Annotated in this window: 17 protein-coding genes and 1 other RNA gene; 11 read left to right on the forward strand and 7 right to left on the reverse strand. The window is 35.4% G+C overall.

The genetic code is table 11. The annotated features are described in order from the left end of the window. Positions 1-62: 62 nt before the first annotated feature. Complete coding sequence (locus H8R24_RS07430; protein WP_187017932.1) at positions 63-383, forward strand: YbaB/EbfC family nucleoid-associated protein; 321 nt, start codon at positions 63-65, stop codon at positions 381-383. A 63-nt stretch (positions 384-446) separates the two neighbouring features. On the opposite strand, the gene H8R24_RS07435 is transcribed toward H8R24_RS07430, so the two are convergent. Continuing rightward, a complete protein-coding gene (locus tag H8R24_RS07435; protein WP_187017933.1) occupies positions 447-1,466 on the reverse strand; it encodes a threonine aldolase family protein in 1,020 nt (339 codons plus the stop codon). An 89-nt stretch (positions 1,467-1,555) separates the two neighbouring features. Between H8R24_RS07435 and prfB the strand changes: the two genes are divergently transcribed. Continuing rightward, positions 1,556-2,654 (forward strand): peptide chain release factor 2 gene (prfB, locus tag H8R24_RS07440; RefSeq protein WP_187017934.1). Its coding sequence is split into 2 segments (ribosomal slippage): positions 1,556-1,618 and positions 1,620-2,654, totalling 1,098 coding nucleotides; the frame shifts between segments, so codons are not numbered across the junction. Between the two features lie 91 nt (positions 2,655-2,745). Here the strand turns inward: prfB and H8R24_RS07445 are convergent. Beyond that, complete coding sequence (locus H8R24_RS07445) at positions 2,746-3,465, reverse strand: L,D-transpeptidase family protein (protein ID WP_187017935.1); 720 nt, start codon at positions 3,463-3,465, stop codon at positions 2,746-2,748. A gap of 206 nt (positions 3,466-3,671) precedes the next feature. Here H8R24_RS07445 and H8R24_RS07450 point away from each other — a divergent pair, with 206 nt between their 5' ends. The 4 genes from H8R24_RS07450 (at position 3,672) to H8R24_RS07465 (ending at position 9,049) form a co-directional block, all read left to right on the forward strand. Beyond that, positions 3,672-4,370: a toxin-antitoxin system YwqK family antitoxin gene (locus tag H8R24_RS07450; RefSeq protein WP_187017936.1), complete on the forward strand. Its 699-nt coding sequence runs from the start codon at positions 3,672-3,674 to the stop codon at positions 4,368-4,370. A gap of 144 nt (positions 4,371-4,514) precedes the next feature. Further along, positions 4,515-5,513, forward strand: a complete 999-nt coding sequence (lpxD, locus tag H8R24_RS07455; protein ID WP_187017937.1) for a UDP-3-O-(3-hydroxymyristoyl)glucosamine N-acyltransferase — start codon at positions 4,515-4,517, stop codon at positions 5,511-5,513. Positions 5,514-5,678: 165 nt separating this feature from the next. After that, positions 5,679-7,307, forward strand: a complete 1,629-nt coding sequence (locus tag H8R24_RS07460; RefSeq protein WP_187017938.1) for an acyl-CoA carboxylase subunit beta — start codon at positions 5,679-5,681, stop codon at positions 7,305-7,307. A 176-nt stretch (positions 7,308-7,483) separates the two neighbouring features. Further along, complete coding sequence (locus H8R24_RS07465) at positions 7,484-9,049, forward strand: S41 family peptidase (RefSeq protein ID WP_187017939.1); 1,566 nt, start codon at positions 7,484-7,486, stop codon at positions 9,047-9,049. 89 nt (positions 9,050-9,138) lie between these two features. Here the strand turns inward: H8R24_RS07465 and H8R24_RS07470 are convergent, their stop codons facing one another. Next, on the reverse strand, positions 9,139-10,188 hold the full coding sequence (locus H8R24_RS07470; protein ID WP_187017940.1) for an AMP-binding protein: 1,050 nt from the start codon (positions 10,186-10,188) through the stop codon (positions 9,139-9,141). Between the two features lie 14 nt (positions 10,189-10,202). Continuing rightward, the gene (locus H8R24_RS07475; protein ID WP_187017941.1) at positions 10,203-11,141 is read right to left on the reverse strand and encodes a CPBP family intramembrane glutamic endopeptidase; all 939 of its coding nucleotides are present in this window, start codon (positions 11,139-11,141) and stop codon (positions 10,203-10,205) included. A 101-nt stretch (positions 11,142-11,242) separates the two neighbouring features. Between H8R24_RS07475 and H8R24_RS07480 the strand changes: the two genes are divergently transcribed. Continuing rightward, positions 11,243-11,587: an ArsC/Spx/MgsR family protein gene (locus tag H8R24_RS07480; protein ID WP_187017942.1), complete on the forward strand. Its 345-nt coding sequence runs from the start codon at positions 11,243-11,245 to the stop codon at positions 11,585-11,587. 92 nt (positions 11,588-11,679) lie between these two features. Continuing rightward, a complete protein-coding gene (locus H8R24_RS07485) occupies positions 11,680-14,187 on the forward strand; it encodes a TonB-dependent receptor domain-containing protein (protein WP_187017943.1) in 2,508 nt (835 codons plus the stop codon). Between the two features lie 127 nt (positions 14,188-14,314). Here H8R24_RS07485 and H8R24_RS07490 read toward each other — a convergent pair whose 3' ends face one another. Beyond that, a complete protein-coding gene (locus tag H8R24_RS07490) occupies positions 14,315-14,482 on the reverse strand; it encodes a hypothetical protein (RefSeq protein WP_187017944.1) in 168 nt (55 codons plus the stop codon). A 241-nt stretch (positions 14,483-14,723) separates the two neighbouring features. On the opposite strand from H8R24_RS07490, the gene fumC reads away from it, so the two are divergent. Next, complete coding sequence (gene fumC / locus H8R24_RS07495; RefSeq protein WP_187017945.1) at positions 14,724-16,109, forward strand: class II fumarate hydratase; 1,386 nt, start codon at positions 14,724-14,726, stop codon at positions 16,107-16,109. Between the two features lie 94 nt (positions 16,110-16,203). Here fumC and H8R24_RS07500 read toward each other — a convergent pair whose 3' ends face one another. Further along, the gene (locus H8R24_RS07500; RefSeq protein WP_187017946.1) at positions 16,204-17,406 is read right to left on the reverse strand and encodes an NAD(P)-dependent oxidoreductase; all 1,203 of its coding nucleotides are present in this window, start codon (positions 17,404-17,406) and stop codon (positions 16,204-16,206) included. A 239-nt stretch (positions 17,407-17,645) separates the two neighbouring features. Between H8R24_RS07500 and H8R24_RS07505 the strand changes: the two genes are divergently transcribed. Together H8R24_RS07505 and ssrA are read left to right on the forward strand one after the other, a co-directional pair. Beyond that, complete coding sequence (locus tag H8R24_RS07505; RefSeq protein WP_394354171.1) at positions 17,646-18,842, forward strand: serine hydrolase domain-containing protein; 1,197 nt, start codon at positions 17,646-17,648, stop codon at positions 18,840-18,842. 89 nt (positions 18,843-18,931) lie between these two features. Beyond that, positions 18,932-19,328, forward strand: a transfer-messenger RNA (tmRNA) gene (ssrA, locus tag H8R24_RS07510). Between the two features lie 256 nt (positions 19,329-19,584). Here ssrA and H8R24_RS07515 read toward each other — a convergent pair. Next, on the reverse strand, positions 19,585-20,685 hold the full coding sequence (locus H8R24_RS07515; protein WP_187017948.1) for a Fic family protein: 1,101 nt from the start codon (positions 20,683-20,685) through the stop codon (positions 19,585-19,587). Between the last annotated feature and the right edge of the window lie 100 nt (positions 20,686-20,785).

Consider the following 20,785-nt stretch of genomic DNA (forward strand, 5'->3'; position numbering starts at 1 on the left):
TAACATTGGTTATTGATTCAAAAATAGTAATTTCGTACGTAATAACTTTAAAAAGTACAAAAATGGATTTAATGGGAATGATGGGAAAATTAAAAGAAACCCAAAATAAAATTGAAGAAACTAAAAAACGTTTAGATACTGTTCTTGTAGACGAACAAAGTACAGATGGTTTATTAAAAGTAACCATGACTGCCAATAGAAAAATAAAATCATTGAGTATTGATGATACCTTGCTAGAAGACAAAGAGCAACTGGAAGATTATATGATTTTAGTACTAAACAAAGCCATCGAAAAAGCAACTAGAGTCAATGAAACGGAACTTGACGCTGTTGCAAAAATGGACATGCCTATGATTCCTGGTATGGACAATTTGTTTAAATAGTCCGAAAAAAAAAGGTGAATTAGGAAATTCAATTTTAAATTGTGCCTAATTCACCTTTTAAATTTACATTTTAGACAAGGTTTCCAGTACATAAGTATGCATCACTTCTCTATAATCAAGGTGCGTAACCATTCTTAATTTTCCCTGTCCCATAGAACTAATTGAGATGTTTTTTTGTTTCAAATTTTCAACTAAATCTTTCTCTTTATAATTAGTTTTTAAAGTAAAAATCAAAATATTTGTCTCTACAGGCTCTACCTTGGCAACCCATTCTCTAGTACTTAAGATCGATGCCAATTCCTTAGCCCTTCTATGATCTTCGGCAAGGCGGCTGATGTTGTGGTCTAAGGCATATAATCCGGCTGCCGCCAAATAACCTACTTGACGCATTCCGCCACCCAATATTTTACGAATACGCAAAGCACGATGAATTGTGGCTTTATCACCTAAAAGTACCGAACCTATTGGCGCACCTAACCCTTTAGAAAGACAAACTGAAATGGTATCAAAAATTTGCCCGAAGGATTTTGGATTTTGCTTCTTTGCAATCAATGCATTCCAAATTCGAGCTCCATCAAGATGAAATTTCAAATTATTAGCGTCGCAAACGGCTTTTATTTTTTGTAAATCTTCAATTTCATAACAAGCACCACCCCCTTTGTTAGTCGTGTTCTCAACACATACTAAACTCGTTAATGGACTGTGGTAAAACTCAGGATCGTTGATTGCGCCCGCTACTTGCTCAGCCGTAATCATACCGCGATCACCATCTAATAACGAAAAAGAAACACCGCTATTAAAGGATGCCCCCCCGCCTTCATACAGGTAAACATGTGCATATTTATCGGCAATAATTTGCTCGCCTGGTTGTGTATGTAACTTCAATGCGGCTTGATTTGCCATGGTTCCTGACGGAAAAAACAATCCCGCTTCCATTCCAAAAAGATCGGCAATAGTACTCTCTAACTCAATAACTGTGGGGTCTTGCTTGTACACATCATCACCAACTTCGGCATTGAACATGTACTGTAACATTTCATATGTGGGCTTAGTAATTGTATCGCTAACTAAATTTATTTCCATATAGCACTTTTATATTTATTTAAAAAGACAAGTCAATACTTGCCTCTTCTTAAATTTTCTTATTTTTGTCCAACAAAATTACACAATTTATGACAACTACCGAACAAATTAAAGGTATTGTAGAGCGCCTTGGTGCGTTGAGGAGGTATCTTTGACGTTGATGCCAAACTTATTGAAATTTCTAACGAAGAAGAAAAGACATTTGCTCCCGATTTTTGGAATAACGCCAAGGAAGCCGAGCTTATTGTAAAGAACCTTCGAAACAAGAAAAAATGGATCGAAGACTACGACAAAGCTGTTGAAATCACAGACGAATTGCAGCTGGCTTACGAGTTTTATCGCGAAGGCGAATTGACCGCTGAGGAGCTCGATGAACAATATGCTCTTGTTGAAAAACACATTGATGCCATTGAATTCAAAAATATGCTTTCGGACGAAGGCGATACTTTGAGTGCCGTGGTACAAATTACAGCTGGTGCCGGTGGTACCGAAAGTTGTGATTGGGCTTCCATGTTGATGCGCATGTACATGATGTGGGGTGAAAAATATGGCTATAAAATAAAAGAATTAAACTTTCAAAAAGGAGATGCTGCGGGTATAAAAACCGTAACACTTGAATTTGAAGGCGATTATTCTTTTGGTTACTTAAAAGGTGAAAACGGTGTGCATCGATTGGTGCGTATTTCTCCTTTTGATAGTAATGCCAAACGCCATACTTCATTTGCCTCTGTTTATGTATATCCATTAGTGGATGATAGTATCGAGATTGACATTAATCCGGCTGATATCGAAATTACAACTTCGAGATCAAGTGGTGCTGGAGGACAGAATGTAAATAAGGTAGAGACTAAAGTGCAGCTTTTTCATAAGCCTACAGGAATTCAGATTCAATGTTCGGAAACACGTTCACAACAAGACAACAGACAACGCGCCATGCAAATGTTACGTTCTCAATTGTACGAAATTGAATTAAAAAAACAACTTGCACAACGTGCCGATATTGAAGCCGGAAAAATGAAAATTGAATGGGGTTCACAAATCAGAAACTACGTAATGCAACCTTACAAATTAGTAAAGGATGTGCGCACTGGCTATGAAAGCAGCAATGTAGATGGCGTCATGAATGGTGAAATAGACGAGTTTTTAAAAGCCTATTTGATGATGATGGGACAAAGAGACGAAGAATAAAACAGCTTGTCCGTGACACTTAAAACATACAAAAATCGCTCTATTTTGATCTAAAATAGAGCGGTTTTTTTTATTTTTATCGAAAGTAAATCTACAAACCGTTTTTCAAAACGCCATAATTCCCCATAAGAATCATTGGGTTTTGTTGCGGATCTAGCCAATTTACCATGAGTTTCATATTTGTTTCATCAATAGCCACGCAACCAGCAGTAAAAACAGGCTTTTTTACAGCCAAGTGGAAGAAAATGGCACTACCCGCTCCTTTTATAATTGGGTTTGTATTGTACTCTATAACCATACAATATTTATAAGCATCGTTTTTTAATACTAAATTCTCATAGGACTTGGCATCCGTAGCGCCTTGCACATACCTGTTATACTGATCTGAATTGGGATCATCAATCCATTTATCATCGGCAGTAGTTTGCTGGTTTTCAAGTAAGGTATTTTGTTGCTTCTCGTACGAAAATAATTTTCCCAATCGAAAAACTCCCGTTGGCGACTTGCCATCGCCTTCACGTTTTTCTAGTGGCAAAGCAAAACCGTTTTTACCAATACCCACATCCACAGGTCCCTCTTTAACAATCCAATTAGATCCTTTTCGCTCGAAGGCAACAAAAACAGCTGCATAACTTTCCGCTACATCATTATATACTACCAATAATTGATTGCTGTTTTCCAACAATTTTTCATTTCGAGTCACTATTTGTTCCGCTTTTTTCATAACAATTTCATCCGATTGGGCTTGTACCTGCATTCCTCCAAAAAACAGGCTCATCAAAAATATTTTTCCATAAAGTATTCGTCCCATTTTACATCCTGTTTTAATCCCATTAGAAACAAAAATACAAATTTATTCATGACTCCAGTTTGACTAAACTAAAATAAACAGCTTATCAGTATACTGTTTCTTTAATTGTAAAAACAAACCCTAAAATTTAATTTTGTTCAATCAATAAAATCTTTATTTGTAAGAAATAAATCCTATTTTTGCTCCGAAAATTCAATAGCAACATCATGAAAAAATTACTACTCCTATTTATTTTAATAGCAACCGTTACATTATACGGGCAAAAAAAGACATACTATACCGAAGATTTTAAAGAAGTCCCTACAGCCGAAGGTGCTACTTATTACAGTACCTACGAAGATTTTGAAGGCGGAACCCAAAGAAAAACTTATTACCTAGACGGGAACATTAGAAATGCGGACCAATTTTCGAATATGAAAAGAAAAATACGCAATGGATTAGCTGAGACTTGGTACAAAAGCGGCGCTAAAGAAACGACCGCAACTTATAGTAAAGACAAACTAGAAGGGGCTCAAACACGGTATTATGAAAATGGAGCAGTAAAACGAATAGAAAATTATAAAAATAACGAATTCGTTGATGGAAAATGCTTTGATGAAAATGGAGCCGAAATCGCTTTCTTTCCCTATGTTGTAAAACCAGAGTTTCCTGGCGGAATTAAAGAATTCTACAAATACGTTGCAAAGAATTTCAAAAGACCTAATAATTCAAAAGGCGAAATTAAAGTTTCATTCTTTGTTGAAGTTGACGGTACTTTAAGAGATTACAAAATACTGGAAGGATTTAATTACGATATGAATGTTGAGACCTTAAGAGTATTATTCAACAGTCCGCTATGGATTCCTGGCAAACTAGACGGAAAGATAACGCGAACACGCTACAATATGCCGTTAACATTTAAATAATGGTATCAATAAAGTGTGTGCAACTCATCGTGTGTCTATGACGATTCGTTTTCAAACCCATTAAAGAGTTTCGAAATATTAGGAAATCCAAAGTCAATTTGTTTTATTTGGTGTCTATTACAAACCAAACACATTCCAGACTACATGAAAACGTATTCAATCGAAGAAATTAATGACATTTTAAATGGTACTATTGTGGGACAAGTACTTCACAAAATTACTGCTCCCGAACAACTTGAAGTGGCAACCGAACATGAAATTTCATTTATTGGCAACAAAAAATATGAGAAACTATGGTTGACGTCAAAAGCTGGTGTAGCAGTCGTTAATGAAGACATTTCGATTGAACCGGGTGAAAACAGAGCTTTTATAAAAGTAAAAAATGCCGATTTGGCGATGTCACAAATCTTAACACTTTTTGCACCTCCTACTCCTGTTTTTCAAGTCGATATTCATCCTACTGCTGTTATTGATGCCACTGCTACAGTTTGCAATGGTGCTAGAATTGGAGCTAGCTGCTACTTGGGTCCCAATGTAATAATAGGCGACAACAGTACTATTTATCCTAATGTGACCATTCTAGACGAAAGTACCGTAGGGAAAAACACTGTAATCTGGTCAGTAACTGTCGTTAGAGAACGTTGTCATATTGGGAATGATTGTATTATTCATCCTAATGCAACTATTGGAGCAGATGGATTTGGATTCCGTCCTGATCCACAAAGAGGATTAGTAAAAATACCACAAATAGGAAACGTAATCATAGGAAACAGTGTCGAAATTGGCGCAAATTCATGCGTTGATAGAGGTAAATTTAGCTCGACTGTTCTAGGTGACGGATGTAAAATTGATAATCTAGTACAAATAGGTCACAACAGTAAATTAGGTCGTTTTTGTATCATGGCTGGTAACAGTGGATTAGCCGGATCAGTTACTTTGGGTGATGGAGTTATCATTGGCGGAAGCGCTTCTATAAAAGACCATACTACCATAGGTAGTGGTGCAATTGTAGGTGCCGGATCTGGTGTAACTGGTGATATTGCTGCTGGAAAAACCATGCTTGGTTACCCTGCAGTTGAAGCACGAGATGCTTTAAAACAATGGGCCATTTTAAAAAGACTGGTTAACGAGTCTAAAAAATAAAGACATAAATTTTATTATATTCATAAAAAAACAGAAGTTCGCTTCTGTTTTTTTGGTTATAATACCTAAATTATTTCCTTTTTAAAAGATAATCCCATTCAAATACTAATTTTATTTGATGGGATTTTGTACTTTAGCACAAACTATTATAACCTTATTTTACTTATGGATTTGAACTTCAACAAAAACGAAGACCACAATAAACTTTTATTAAGTCAGTTAAAACAAAATTTCTCTAAAGTAAAACTAGGCGGTGGAGAAAAACGCATTCAAAAGCTTCATGCCGAAGGCAAAATGACAGCTAGAGAACGTATTGACTACTTACTAGATCCTAAGGCTAAAAGTATTGAAATTGGTGCTTTTGTAGGAGAAGGAATGTATGCTGCTTACGGTGGTTGTCCATCAGGTGGTGTTGTTGTGAAAATTGGGTACATCCGAGGCAAACAATGTATTGTGGTTGCTAATGATGCTACCGTAAAAGCTGGCGCTTGGTTCCCAATTACCGCTAAGAAAAATTTAAGAGCGCAAGAAATTGCCATGGAAAATAAGTTGCCTATCATTTATTTAGTAGACAGCGCGGGTGTGTTTTTGCCTTTACAGGATGAAATTTTCCCTGATAAAGAACATTTTGGACGCATCTTTAGAAACAATGCTCAAATGAGTAGTATGGGTATCACCCAAATTTCGGCAATTATGGGAAGCTGTGTTGCTGGTGGTGCGTACTTACCTATCATGAGTGATGAGGCAATCATAGTGGAAGGAACGGGAAGTATTTTCCTTGCAGGAAGTTATTTAGTAAAAGCGGCCATTGGCGAAAGCATCGATAATGAAACACTGGGCGGCGCAACTACACACTGCGAAATCTCGGGCGTGACAGATTATAAAGCGACAGACGATAAAGATGCCTTAGATAAAATAAAAAATATCGTTGATAAAATAGGCGATTTTAACAAAGCAGGATACAGCCGCATTGCACCGGCAAAACCAGCCTTGGATGAAACCGAATTGTATGGTGTGTTACCCAAAGCGCGTAATGAACAGTACGATATGATGGAAATCATCAACCGTTTAGTCGATAATTCAGAATTTGAAGCATACAAAGACGGTTACGGACAAACCATTATCACGGGTTATGCACGTATTGATGGATGGGCTGTAGGTATTGTTGCCAATCAAAGAAAAGTGGTAAAAACTAAAAAAGGCGAAATGCAATTTGGAGGTGTGATCTATTCTGATAGTGCTGATAAAGCCACTCGTTTTATAGCCAATTGCAACCAAAAGAAAATCCCGTTAGTATTCGTTCAAGATGTAACTGGCTTTATGGTTGGTTCAAAATCTGAACAAGGCGGAATCATAAAAGATGGGGCTAAAATGGTAAACGCAGTAAGTAACTCTGTAGTTCCAAAATTTACAGTAATTGTAGGGAACTCCTACGGAGCTGGAAATTATGCCATGTGTGGAAAAGCATATGATCCAAGATTAATTTTTGCTTGGCCAAGTGCCGAGCTAGCTGTAATGGGCGGAACGCAAGCGGCAAAAGTATTGGCACAAATTGAAGCTTCTTCGCTTAAAGCAAAAGGAGAAAAAGTGGATGAAGCTAAAGAAGCTGAATTATTTGCTAAAATTAAAGCTAGATATGACGAACAAGTTTCACCATATTACGCTGCTTCTCGTTTGTGGACTGATGCTATTATTGACCCGCTAGATACTAGAACATGGATATCTATGGGAATTGAAGCCGCTAACCACGCTCCTATTGAAAAACAATTTAACTTAGGAGTAATTCAAGTTTAATTTAAATATAAATGAATTAGTAGTCTGATAGACTAAAACTCTTTGAGCAATACTAAGAAGTACACTATTAACTTCATTGTGAAGAAAATAGTTACAATTTAGTATTGCTTTTTTTATTTAATTATCTAAATTCGTCGTAGGATGCTTTTTTACTGAACATCCTTTAAAACTAACTAATGAAAAAAGCAACACTATTTGTTTTAACTACAATCCTAATTTTAGGTTGTTCAGCGGCTAAAATCAGAAAAAACAATACTCAGCTCGAGCAACTAATCGCTATAAATGATCTAAAAGCAGATGTAGATTATATGCATAAAAACATCCTGCAATTGCATCCGGACTTGTACCGCTATATCGACAAAGCGGCATTCGATTATAAATTTGATAGTATAAAAAACACTATTCATAGTCCGATGAACAATGTAGCTTTTTATAAAAAAATAAGTCCGCTTGTCGCTTCCATACGCCAAGGCCACAGCTTTATTTATGCTCCAGCAAAACAGTTGGATAAAAAAGAAAGTAAAGCCATGACTAAAAAAGGAACTGGACCTTTTTCTCAGTTTGATTTTGCTTCATTCAACGATAAACTATATGTAATTAAGAATAAATCCTACAATCCAGCGATGAAAGTAGGTAGCGAAGTTGTTGCTGTCAATGGTATAAAGCCAATTGATGTCATCAATGAACACAATCATTATTACAGCTCCGATGGATACAACACCACTTTCAAAACCAACACCTATAGCAGACGGTTTTCTAATTATTTCACGGACGATTACGGCTATAAAGACAGCTTAAAGTATGATTATAAAATAAACGATAGCATCAAAACCGTAACTATTTTAAGACGCAACAAAGACACCGCAAAAACTAGCGTACAGAAACTAGTATCAAAAAAAATAGTGGTAGACAAAGCACAACAAAAAGCATTAAAAAGAAGAAGAAAAATTGCTGGCTTTGATAAAGCAAACAATCGATACAATCGTAATTTACGTTTTGTAGAAAAAGACAGCAGTGTAGCAATCCTGAAGATCAATAGTTTTTCTCTGGGGAAATACAAAAAATTCTATAAAGAAACTTTTACTGCAATAAACCGCCACCATACCAAAACGCTTATCATCGATTTAAGAGACAATGGAGGTGGTGATTTGAGCGAAATTGTAAACTTATATTCCTACTTATCCCATGATGACTTTATTTTTCTAGACGAATCTGAAGTTGTTTCTAAAGCAAGTCTATTTCGAGGGGCTTATTTTAACGAAGGCTCAATACTTAAAAAATCAATTAAAGCGTTATTCTCCCCGCTCGTTTATGGGTATTTGCTTTTTAGCGTTCATAAAAAAGATGACGGTAAAAACTATATTGTCAACAACTCAAAAATTCGTAAAATAGATGAGAAAACCTTCAAAGGAAAGTTGTACGTACTAATTAATGGAGGTAGTTTTTCGGCTTCTAGTATTATTTCTTCCAATTTAAAAGGATCGAAAAGAGCCACTTTTGTAGGTGAAGAAACGGGAGGTGCTTATAATGGGACAGTTGCCGGATTCATGCCTATTGTAAAACTACCCAACTCTAAACTAAAAATGCGAATTGGAACTTTATTGATTGCACCTCATTATAAAACGGATATTGAAGGCCACGGAATCTATCCCGATGTTGCCATTAAACCCACTTTACAAGATGTTATTTCTGGTAATGATCCAGAACTCAACTGGATTTTAAAAGACCTCCAGAATAACTAATCCGATGTTTTAACTACATAAAAAAATCCCGATTAAATTCCAAACGTCCATCGTTTGGGGTTTAATCGGGATTTAATATTTTAAGAAAACTATTTTAATGTACGCAGCATTTCTTTCCTTTTTATTTTTCCGGTAGCTGTTTCTAGAAAATCGGCTTTATAAAACACCTTTTTTGGTTTTTCATATTTATCTAAATTTTCTAAAAGACTTTCGTCAAAAGATCCTTTTTTGCCTTCAACAACTAAAACTAATTTTTCTCCTAAAGTTGGATCAGCTATACCACCTACAAAAAAGCGATTGTTAATAATGGAAGCTAATTTTTCTTCAATTTGTTCGGGCATTAATTTTATGCCGCCACTATTCACCACATTATCAATACGACCTAAAAACACAAATTGATTGTCATTTTTAATTTCGACCAAATCATTTGTTACAATCAAATCACTTGAAATCCTTGGCGCATCAATTACTAAACAGTTAGTCTCGTTTTGCGAAATTTTGATATTAGGCAAAATAGAGAAAGCGCTTTCACCAATTTTTTTTGCCGCAATATGTGTAATGGTTTCCGTCATACCGTAAGTTTCATACACTTCAGTCTTTCCTTTTAAAAGACTTTTCTCTAATTCCTTACTCATTCTAGCACCACCTACAATCATCTTCTTTACGTTTTTTAGACCTTCCAAAGAGTTTTGTGCTTGTAAAGGAACCATGGCAACAAAATCATACTTGGTTTCATTTTTAGCCAAGGGATGCGAGCTTGGCTCAACAAAATCAATATCTAAACCTAAAATAAAACTTCGAACCAGCATCATTTTTCCTGCTATAAACTTCGTTGGCAAGCAATACAATGCTTTATCCCCAGGACTTAATTCGAAAAAATCACCTGTAGCCAAAGCCGAGTTCACCATAGCTTGCTTATTAGTCCTGATCAACTTTGGTTCTCCAGTAGTTCCTGAAGTTTGCAAATCGATGTACGACTTATTATCAAACCAGTCTAGTAAAAAATCTCCAATCGATTTTTCGAACTCATCGCCTTCCTTAATTAAACAATAAGAAACCCGACACAAATCGTCTTTAGTTAAATGAAAACCATTTAACTTGAATTGATTGTGCACGTTTTTGTACGTTACTTTTTCCATGGGTAGTGTGTTGTTTATAAAACGGTTGTTTCTTGATTTAACTCTATCTTCCCGGTTAGTTTTTCCTTCCAGTTAGACCAGTTGTATTTTCTACTAAAGATATACAAAACAATTGGGTAAATAACCACAACAGGAAAGATAACATCTAAGCCTGCTTGAGGTTCTGATATATCTTTAAAAATAGAATGCGTTTGAAATGCCGACCAATCCGATGTGACTAACAAAGCTCCTATTAAATTATTAGCAGCATGGAATCCTAGTGCGAGCTCCATACCTTCATCCATCAAGGTTAAAATTCCTAAAAAGAAACCTGTACCTATATAATAAACCATAATGATATTACCCATTTTAGTCACTTCGGGATTAAAAAAATGCATCCCTCCAAAGATTAAAGAGGTCATCAGCAAAGGAAACCATTTATTTTTGGCCAAATTACCAAAACCTTGCATTAAATAGCCACGAAAAACATACTCTTCTGTACTAGTTTGAAACGGAATTAAAACAGTCGCTATCACCACTAAAATAGCAAAAGGAATGGGTTTAAAATTGATTACAAAACCTTCCGGATTTATAAAATAATATGCTAAAGCAGACACAACGCTAAAAACAGCCCAAATAGAAAAGGAAAAGAAAATGCGATTCCAGTCTATTTTTTTTCTCGAAGTTGTAACTGATAATAGGGTTTGATGATGCAAGTAACGCACCACTATAAAAATACCAACTATAGCAAATACAAAAGAAATCAGTATTAGAAACAAAGTCAGATTAGGTTCAAAAAAACGCATCATATCTCTTTCGTTCACTGGATAAGTTTTGCCATTTACAGCTACTTCGTAAACAAAACCAAGAATTAACGGTATTTGTCCAACAAACGACGCTATAATAATAATAAACGAACCTACTATATAGGTCCAAAATGAATTATTCGGTTTTATGCCTTGTTCGATAAACATTAATTTTTAATTTAATTGGTAAATAAATAGCCATTCAAAAGCCTATTTTTGTCATTCGAAAATACCTTTTTTATTTCAATAATCCCTAAAAAACGATACAAATGATAGAAATATATCACAACCCACGTTGCGGAAAATCAAGAACAGCACTAGCGGCGGTAGAAGAAAAAACAACCGATTATAAAATCACTAAATATTTAGAAGAAATACCTACTTATGATTCCCTTAAAACGCTCTTAAAAAAACTAGATTTTAAACCCTTGGAATTAGTGCGCCAAAAAGAAAAAGTTTGGGTCGAAAATTATAAAAACAATCCAATGTCCGATGACGAAATCATAAAAGCCATGATTTTAAACCCAATTCTTATTGAAAGACCTATTCTTATAAAAGAAGATAAAGCAATAATAGCCAGAGACTTAGGTTCTTTAAATGATTTCCTTTCGTAGCTTATTTTTTATTTAACTTTTTTTTATGATTTATAAATTAAACAAAAAGCACTTTTTGTAGTCCTATAAGCCATAACTCAAATAAAAAAATAATGCATTATCAATTAAAGAACATCTTAAGTCTGACTTTATTCTTTGCTTTCTTGTTCAGTTTTGCACAACAAAGACCTAACCAAGGACCCGCTTCTGGACCTGCTGTTGAGAGAATAAAAATTACTGGAACTGTTATAGAAAAAATCAGTAAACAACCTCTTGAATATGCAACTGTTACTTTTATAAATTCTAAAAGTGCTAAAGTTGTCGCCGGAGGAATTACAAACCCAAAGGGAGAATTCAATATCGATATCAACCCTGGTATGTATACTATTAAAATTGAATTCATTTCGTTTAAGTCTGTCGAATTAAAAGATAAGGCGTTAAAAACAAGTACCGACTTAGGTACAATTGCGCTAAGTGAAGATGCTGCTCAATTGAACGAAGTTGTGATACGTGCAGAAAAATCGACAGTCGAGATCAAACTAGACAAAAAAGTCTACAATGTAGGACAAGACATGCTTGTAAAAGGAGGAACTGTAAGTGATGTTCTTGAAAACGTGCCTTCGGTATCTGTTGATGTTGAAGGAAACGTGAGTTTAAGAGGTAGCGACAACGTACGTATCTTTATTGACGGTCGCCCTTCTAATGCATTAAACATGGCAGAGGCTTTACGCCAAATTCCTGCTGATGCGATTGATAAAGTCGAAGTTATTACAAATCCATCGGCTCGTTACGATGCCGAAGGTGGAGCAGGTATCTTGAACATCATCCTTAAAAAAGGTAAAAATCAAGGCCTTAATGGTACTTTCATTGCCTCTACAGGAATTCCTGAAACTTATGGTTTAAGTGGTAACTTAAATTATAAAACAGAGAAAATGAACTACTTCACGACCACTGGATACAATTACAGAACCAATCAAGGAGCTGGAAAAACAGATTCTCAATATTTTAACGCTGATGGAACTACAAATAAATTCATCAATGAATCTCGCGATACAGAAAGAGTCCGTAAAGGAATTACCACTAAAACTGGTGTAGAATGGTCTATTACTCCTAATACTTTTTGGACCAATTCTATAAGCTACCAAAACAATGGTGGTAGCACTAAAGACTTAGTAGACTATAACAACTTTGACGCAAGTAAAAACTTTACTTCAAGCAACTACCGTCTAAACCAAGGAGAAACGAGCGGAGACGATATTGAATTTGCATCTAACTTCTTAAAGAACTTTAACGATAAAGGGCATAAACTAACCGTTGACGGAACTTACTCTAGAGAAAACGACATTGACAACTCGGTAATTACGGGAATCAATGCAACATTCCCTACTCAAAATACTTATGGCACCACAAACAATGATGCGGTACAAAAACAATTTCAAATTCAAGCAGATTATGTTTTACCAATCGGTGAAGGAAGTCAGTTTGAAGCGGGTTACAAGGGAAACTTTAACAGCCTAAACAAAGCATACGATATTTTCTCAAGCACAAACAATGATCTCGGTTCTTTATTGTCTAACAATTTAGAATACAAAGAAAAAATAAATGCTATCTACACACAATATGGTTTCAAAGTAAACAAGTTTTCATACCTTTTTGGACTGCGTTGGGAGGACACTAATATCGATGTAAACTTGCTAGACAATAAAAAATACAATAATTTATTCCCAAGTGCTTTCATTAACTATGAAATCTCGGATAAAAGCGGCATGTCTTTGAGTTATAGCAAGCGTTTATCACGACCTAGAGGTAGATTCTTAGACCCTACTCCAAACGTATCAAGTAACATTAATATCTTTAAAGGAAATCCAGACTTAGATCCTTCTCTTACTGATAAATTTGACTTTGGTTACATCAACCGTTGGGAAAAAGTTACGTTTAACACCTCTGTCTATTTCGAAAATACTAAAAATGTTTTCTCATTTGTACGTTATGAAAGCGGTGATTATGTAGGTGGAACAACAGATGTAAACGGAAATAATGTAGGTGGAACTCCAGTAATTTTAAGTACTCCTATTAATATTGGAAAAGAACAAAAATTTGGTTTCGAATTCACATTGAATTACAACCCAATTAAAAAATGGAAAATAAACAGTAGTTTCAACCTATTCAATGCTACTACAACAGGTGATTTTAGCGATGTTAATTCAAATAAGATTGTTGTAGTTCAAAACCTGGACAACCAAGCTACATCATGGTTTGCAAGAGTAAATTCTCGTCTTACTTTGCCATACAAAATAGATTGGCAGTTGAGCGGAATGTACTTTGGACCAAGTAGAACAGCTCAAGGAAGAAGTTTAGGACAATACATGATTAATACCTCTTTGAGTAAAGATGTATTAAAAGACAAAGGTACTATTGCTTTTAACATTAGTGATATTTTCAATAGCCGAAAAATGAGATCCGAAGTCAACTTAGCAAGCGTAAGCTCTAACAGTGAATTTCAATGGAGAAAAAGACAATTCAACCTTTCTTTTACCTACCGTATCAATAAAAAGAAAACGGATAAAGATAAAAATGCTCCAAAAGGCAACGAAGAAGAAGGTGGCGGATTTCCTGGATAATCAACATCATAAAAACGGACTCATGAAAATGAGTCCGTTTTTTTATACAATACTTTCCTTGTTTTTAAATGTAAGGCATAAAAAAAAGGACTCGCATCACGAGTCCTTTTTCTATCTGGCAATCAAACTAAACTGATTGCTCTTTCTTTGCTTTTCTTTTCTCTTTATATGCTTCCCAAGATGCTCCTCCTACCCAATACGATACGAAACCAACTAAAAAAAACATTAACCAAAACCCTAATGTAAGGATTGATAAAAAAAGTAAAAAGCCTAAATACTGTGAAAATTCAAACATGTTTTCCGGAATTTTTGAATGTAAGTACAAATGTATGTTTATTATTTTTTCTTAGCAATAAAAAACAGAATCAATTTTAATAAAAAAGTAATTTTATGTATTTTTATGGAGCTGTTCTCGCTATCCGTTACAATCTTATATGCCAAACACTGGCATATAAGGATTTTCACTTCTATCAAGGCTAGCATTTAGTACACAGTAAAACATTTCTCTTTTCAATAACCTCGAAAAAAAACATCAAATGAAATTCAGAATCGAAAAAGATACCATGGGCGAAGTGCAAGTTCCCGCCGATAAATATTGGGGTGCACAAACAGAACGTTCCAGAAATAATTTTAAAATAGGCCCTTCAGCCTCTATGCCCAAAGAAATTATCTATGGTTTTGCTTATTTAAAAAAAGCGGCCGCTTATACCAATTGTGATCTTGGTACACTTACTACAGCCAAACGAGATGCTATAGCTGCCGTTTGTGACGAAATATTGGACGGAAAACTAGACGATCAGTTTCCGTTAGTAATCTGGCAAACAGGTTCCGGCACACAAAGCAATATGAACGTAAATGAGGTAATTGCTCATAGAGCTCAACTGCTAAAAGGATTTACTATTGGCGAAAGCGAACCCTTTATTAAAGCCAATGACGATGTCAATAAATCACAATCATCCAATGATACTTTTCCTACAGCTATGCATATTGCAGCTTACAAACTAGTTGTTGAACATACCATTCCTGCCATTGAAAAACTTAGAGACACATTAGATACTAAAGCCATTCAATTTAAAAATGTGGTAAAAATAGGCCGTACACATCTTATGGACGCAACGCCACTTACGCTTGGTCAAGAAATTTCCGGTTATGTAGCACAGCTCAATTATGGTGTAAAGGCGCTAAAAAACACTTTAGCCCATTTGTCTGAAATTGCTTTGGGAGGGACAGCAGTAGGCACAGGATTAAACACACCTGTAGGATATGACATAAAAGTTGCTCAGTATATCGCTGCGTTTACAGGCCATCCATTTGTAACCGCCGAAAATAAATTTGAAGCATTGGCCGCACACGACGCTATTGTTGAATCGCACGGTGCCTTGAAACAACTAGCCGTTTCATTAAATAAAATTGCCAATGACATCAGGATGTTAGCCTCTGGTCCACGATCTGGAATTGGTGAGCTACTACTGCCCGAAAATGAACCTGGCTCATCCATCATGCCCGGAAAAGTAAACCCTACTCAATGCGAAGCATTAACTATGGTTTGCGCTCAAGTAATAGGCAATGATGTTGCGATCACCGTGGGCGGCATGCAAGGACAATACGAGCTCAATGTTTTTAAACCACTTATGGCGGCTAACTTTTTACAATCGGCACGCTTACTCGCAGACGCATGCTCATCATTTGATACCCATTGCGCTCAAGGCATTGAACCCAATTACAAACGCATCACAGAACTAGTTGACAATTCACTAATGCTAGTCACTGCTTTAAATACAAAAATAGGCTACTACAAAGCCGCCGAAATTGCTCAAACAGCACATAAAAACGGTACTAGTTTAAAAGAAGAAGCCATCCGACTTGGCTACGTGACTGCAACCAACTTTGATGCTTGGGTTAAACCCGAAGACATGGTGTAATTACAGGTAGAAATAATAAAAAAGCTAACCCTAAAAAAAAAACGCCTAATTTACAAACAGTGTAAACTAGGCGCTTCTATCTCAATATTCAGCCTTATTTATTATCTACATAATCTTGTAAATAACTAAATTTAGAAGTAAGTTTTCCTTTTTCGGTCATTTTACCTCTTGCTAAAATTCCTTCTTGGTCTTCATTAAAAAAGGCCGGAATCACATGTTCCATGAACATAGCTCCAAATCCTTCACTAGCATCCTTTGGCAACTCACAAGGCAAGTTATCCACCGCCATAACAACAATTGCAGCTGGATGAAAAACTTCTACCTCCTTATGTTCTGATGGTAAATAACCATATAATGGACTCTCAATTGTAGAAGCTCTTACTGTTGATGCTATCGGTCCATTAATATCGCATGAAACATCTCCTATGATTTTTATTTGGCAATCCTTAGCCTGTAGCATCGCTCTAGTTAAAATATCTGGCGCATTATTTCCATGAAAATGTCCTGTAATCAAAACATCGGCTACTTTAGTAAAACGCTCAAAATCGCCTACATAGTCGGTTGGATTTTCATAGAAATCTTTACAATTAATCACTTGCCCATCAATGCGCTTGTTATAATCCAACACATCAATTTGAGTATAAACCGCTTGTGCGTATTTTTTAGATAAGAAATTATCAACTGAAGCTTCGGTAATTTTTATAGCATCTAGAATTTCTTTGATCCCACCTCCTACTTTACCACCTCCAGTAACAACAAACTTAATGGGTGGAAAAACAATGCGTTTCAACTGTCTGATTAACTCCTCCTTACCCGAAAGGGTTTCTGCTTTTGGTAATTTAAACAATTCAAACTTGATCCCAAACGCACGAATAGTGTTGTATGCACCCACGATACCTGCGTAACGACCAAAACCAATTAATCGGCGATTATCAGCATCTACAATCGTTTCATGATCATATAAATCTATGTTATTTGCTAATACAGCTTGCAATAATTTTTTATTGTAGGGCTGTTTTTTGATCGTATGTGAAAAAAAGAAATAAGACTTATTAGCAATCAAAGCTTCAACAGGAACTTCTTTAACACCAAATAAAACATCACAATCACTCACGTCATCCGTAACTTCTATCCCCAAACTTCTATAAGCATCATCTGAAAATATTCTAATATCTGAGCTTTCTACTTTTACAACAGCATCAGGAAAAAGTGTTTTCAATTGTACGAGTGCAGCAGGAGAAAAAACGACTCTACGATCTGGCGGGTTTTTTCTTTCTTTTAAAATTCCGAATTTCATATTTATATGGTGCTTTGTATTAATATAACTTTAATCACTTGTATTGTTACAAATATAACATTTTAAACAATAATATCTTTGTTAATCTAAAATTTTTTAAATCTTATAAAACATTAAAACCTGAGCTACAAAACAATAGAATACTCCTTTTAATAAATACAAAAAAGACACTACAACCCTATAAAATAAATGCATCAAAGAAATTGATTCCTTATATTTGCATTTCAAGCACGATGACAATGATTTTTATAAAAAAAGCAAATATACTACAAATACTCCTGCTCCTATTGGTTTTAAGCGGATGTAAAGAAAAGAAAAAACCAACCACCGATCCAATTGAGATCATAAAAGAGAAAATAACCGAAGAAGTAAAAGCTGAGCCGAAACTTACGGAAGAGTATATCGCAGCCAAAACAAAAAGTATAGATCATTTTTATCAAAAAAACTGGCCTAATAATTCCTTAAACGGTGAATTTCTTGTGGCAAAAAATGGTCAAATCATATACGAAAAATACAACGGCTACGCTGATTATAAAGCCAAAACTCCAATGACCAGTAGTACTCCTCTGCATATTGCATCCGTGAGTAAAGTGATTACAGCAACTGCTATACTTAAATTAATAAGTGCAAACAAATTACAATTGGACCAAAAAGTAAGCACCATCCTCAAAGAGTTTCCGTACCCTAATGTTACAGTAAAACATTTACTTAATCATCGTTCTGGTATTCGCAGCTATGCCTACTTTACTGATAAAAGAGGACTTTGGGACAAGCATAAAATGTTAAGTAATCAGGACGTTTTAACCTTACTTGCTACAAAAGGTCTTGATCTAGAATACAAAACCAATACCCGATTTGCGTATTGCAATACTAATTATGCCATGTTGGCATTAATTATCGAAAAGCTAACAGGCAAAGCATACAAAGATGCGATGCAAGACCTTATTTTCAAACCATTGGATATGAAAGATAGCTTTGTATTTGATTATGAAAAGGATAAACTTAAAGCAACCCCTTCATACCGTGGCAATTTCTCTAAATTCAACTTGGATTTCTTAGACGCTATTTATGGAGATAAAAACATCTTTTCGACTGCACGCGATTTATTAAAATTCGATATCGGTCGTAACTCTCCTAGCTTTTTAGACCCTAAACTTTTAGAAGAAGCCTATACACCCTACAGTAACGAACATCCAGGTAAAAAAAATTACGGTCTTGGGATGCGAATGATCAACTGGCCTACAGGTCAAAACTTTTATTTTCATAATGGTTGGTGGCACGGAAGCACTTCATCCTATGTAACTTTACCCGAAGAAAAAGTAACGATCATAGCTATATCAAATAAATTTAGTAGAATGCCGTATCGCGTACGTAAATTATCAGTTTTATTTGGCGATTATCCCTTTAAGTTAGATGATGACGAAAAAGAGGAATAGTATTTGCTTTATAATAATAGTAGTGCAAAATGATGGTTTTTGATTCAAAAACAATACATTTGCACTCTCAAAAATTTTTGAATAAAAATGGGGTCGACTGGTTTTGACAGCAAGTCGAATTGAAAAGTAAGCAGGCCGAGCATTGAGACCTTGCTCGTAAATATAAGATCTTACAATTTTACACGGCGAAAATAACTACGCTTTAGCTGCATAATCCGAATTATAGTACGATTACGCCACGTTCCTATCAGATAGGAAAGCTGGATTCTCCTTGAAAGCCTTGGTTTGTGGCGTTCTATTCAGGAGAACCGTAAAAATAGACCTAGATTTCCATAAGCTTCGGGTGGATTTCAAAATTAAGAAGATAAGTAATAAGTGGCTGTTTCTGGCCTAGCTTGTTATCGAAAATCTAATCAGGAAATAAGCCCGTAGAAAGCCTTTTAGTTGCTTGTTTGGACCCGGGTTCGATTCCCGGCGACTCCACAAAAAAGCCTGTAAACATCTTGTTTACAGGCTTTTTTATTTTTAGTTGACAATTTGGTTGACAATAATTTCAATTATTCAGGACTAATACCAAACACTAATATAATATAGTCCAATAAATTTTTGTCACATCGAGCGAAGTCGAGATGCTATAAAGGTTCTCGACTTCGCTCGAACTGACAATTGGACTATTTTATAATTATGAATGGTATAATCTAATAGTACAAATTGTCTTTTTTTGTACTAAAATATACTCATTTTAAAAATTATCATTTAAAAAATAGTGCGTACTTCTACCACCTGAATTTGCTTTGATCAAAATACCTTTGTTAACCAAATCAGTGATATCTCTTAATGCGGTGTCTGGAGAAGTCTTAGTCATTTTAGCCCACTTGCTTGTATTTAAATTACCTTCAAAATTGTCCATGAGCTTGTTAAGCATCACTTGTTGACGGTCATTACTAATCTTAGTAGCATACTTCATCCAAAAATTGTGCTTTGCTACGACTTTATCAACTATAACACTCGAATGGATTATACTGTTTTTAAGACGTCCTAAAAACCAGATAATCCATTCTGTGATATTAAGGTCGTCCTTTTGAGTGCGTTCTAGGATGCTATAATAGCTTTTCTTTTGTTTGTTTATTTCTGTAGACATACTATAGAATCTTTGGTTTACACCGTCTGATTTTGAGAGTTGCATATCTGTTATTGCTCTGGCTATTCTTCCGTTACCATCATCAAACGGATGTATCGTTATAAACCATAAATGGGCAACGGCTGCTTTAAGTAATGATTCTAATCCTTGCTCGTTATTATACCACTCTATAAAATGTTTCATTTCGTTATTCAGCAGTTCAGCTTTTGGAGCTTCGTAATGAACTACCTCTCTTCCCATTCCACCGGAAACAACTTGCATAGCGCCTGAGCGCCATTTAGCTACTTCGATTTTATGCATACCACTTCTACCTGTTGGAAATAGTGCTGCATGCCAACCAAACAAACGATCTTCAGTAAGTACCTTATCATCGTTTTGGGTTGCATCAATCATCAATTCTACAATCCCATCCACATTCCCATCTGAGTTTTCCAGTCCAGAATATTCTAAACCTAGCCTAGTTGCAATTGACGAACGAACCAATTCCGGATTTAGAATCTCCCCTTCTATTTCAGAAGTTTGCAAGACGTCTTGAATTAAAGTTTCTAAATTGGCCTTCCCTTTTAGTTCAAATCCCAATAATTCTACTTTGCCCATAAGTTTGCCTTGCAAGTGACGCACTTCGCTTAATAGCGAAATAAAATCCTGCTCGTTCCAGTTAAATTGAGGCCATTTTATAAGTTGATGAATATAGATTGCCATAGCGCTTTTAGTTTATGCGGTAAATATAGCGATTATTCACCGCAAAAAATGCGGTGAATAAATTGATTAATCACCGCATTTTTTATATTTCTCTTTCATT

It is taken from the genome of Flavobacterium muglaense, from assembly GCF_014305155.1.
Taxonomy (GTDB): Bacteria; Bacteroidota; Bacteroidia; order Flavobacteriales; family Flavobacteriaceae; genus Flavobacterium; species Flavobacterium muglaense.

Bases quoted from the DNA above. Each gene is read 5' to 3' on its own strand.
- H8R24_RS07450 (WP_187017936.1), top strand. From the start codon at position 3,672: ATGAAAAAATTACTACTCCTATTTATTTTAATAGCAACCGTTACATTA.
- H8R24_RS07500 (WP_187017946.1), bottom strand. From the start codon at position 17,406: ATGAAATTCGGAATTTTAAAAGAAAGAAAAAACCCGCCAGATCGTAGA.
- H8R24_RS07505 (WP_394354171.1), top strand. From the start codon at position 17,646: ATGATTTTTATAAAAAAAGCAAATATACTACAAATACTCCTGCTCCTA.
- H8R24_RS07445 (WP_187017935.1), bottom strand. From the start codon at position 3,465: ATGGGACGAATACTTTATGGAAAAATATTTTTGATGAGCCTGTTTTTT.
- H8R24_RS07480 (WP_187017942.1), top strand. From the start codon at position 11,243: ATGATAGAAATATATCACAACCCACGTTGCGGAAAATCAAGAACAGCA.
- H8R24_RS07490 (WP_187017944.1), bottom strand. From the start codon at position 14,482: ATGTTTGAATTTTCACAGTATTTAGGCTTTTTACTTTTTTTATCAATC.
- H8R24_RS07465 (WP_187017939.1), top strand. From the start codon at position 7,484: ATGAAAAAAGCAACACTATTTGTTTTAACTACAATCCTAATTTTAGGT.
- H8R24_RS07460 (WP_187017938.1), top strand. From the start codon at position 5,679: ATGGATTTGAACTTCAACAAAAACGAAGACCACAATAAACTTTTATTA.
- H8R24_RS07470 (WP_187017940.1), bottom strand. From the start codon at position 10,188: ATGGAAAAAGTAACGTACAAAAACGTGCACAATCAATTCAAGTTAAAT.
- lpxD (WP_187017937.1), top strand. From the start codon at position 4,515: ATGAAAACGTATTCAATCGAAGAAATTAATGACATTTTAAATGGTACT.
- H8R24_RS07430 (WP_187017932.1), top strand. From the start codon at position 63: ATGGATTTAATGGGAATGATGGGAAAATTAAAAGAAACCCAAAATAAA.
- H8R24_RS07475 (WP_187017941.1), bottom strand. From the start codon at position 11,141: ATGTTTATCGAACAAGGCATAAAACCGAATAATTCATTTTGGACCTAT.
- H8R24_RS07435 (WP_187017933.1), bottom strand. From the start codon at position 1,466: ATGGAAATAAATTTAGTTAGCGATACAATTACTAAGCCCACATATGAA.
- fumC (WP_187017945.1), top strand. From the start codon at position 14,724: ATGAAATTCAGAATCGAAAAAGATACCATGGGCGAAGTGCAAGTTCCC.
- H8R24_RS07515 (WP_187017948.1), bottom strand. From the start codon at position 20,685: ATGGCAATCTATATTCATCAACTTATAAAATGGCCTCAATTTAACTGG.
- H8R24_RS07485 (WP_187017943.1), top strand. From the start codon at position 11,680: ATGCATTATCAATTAAAGAACATCTTAAGTCTGACTTTATTCTTTGCT.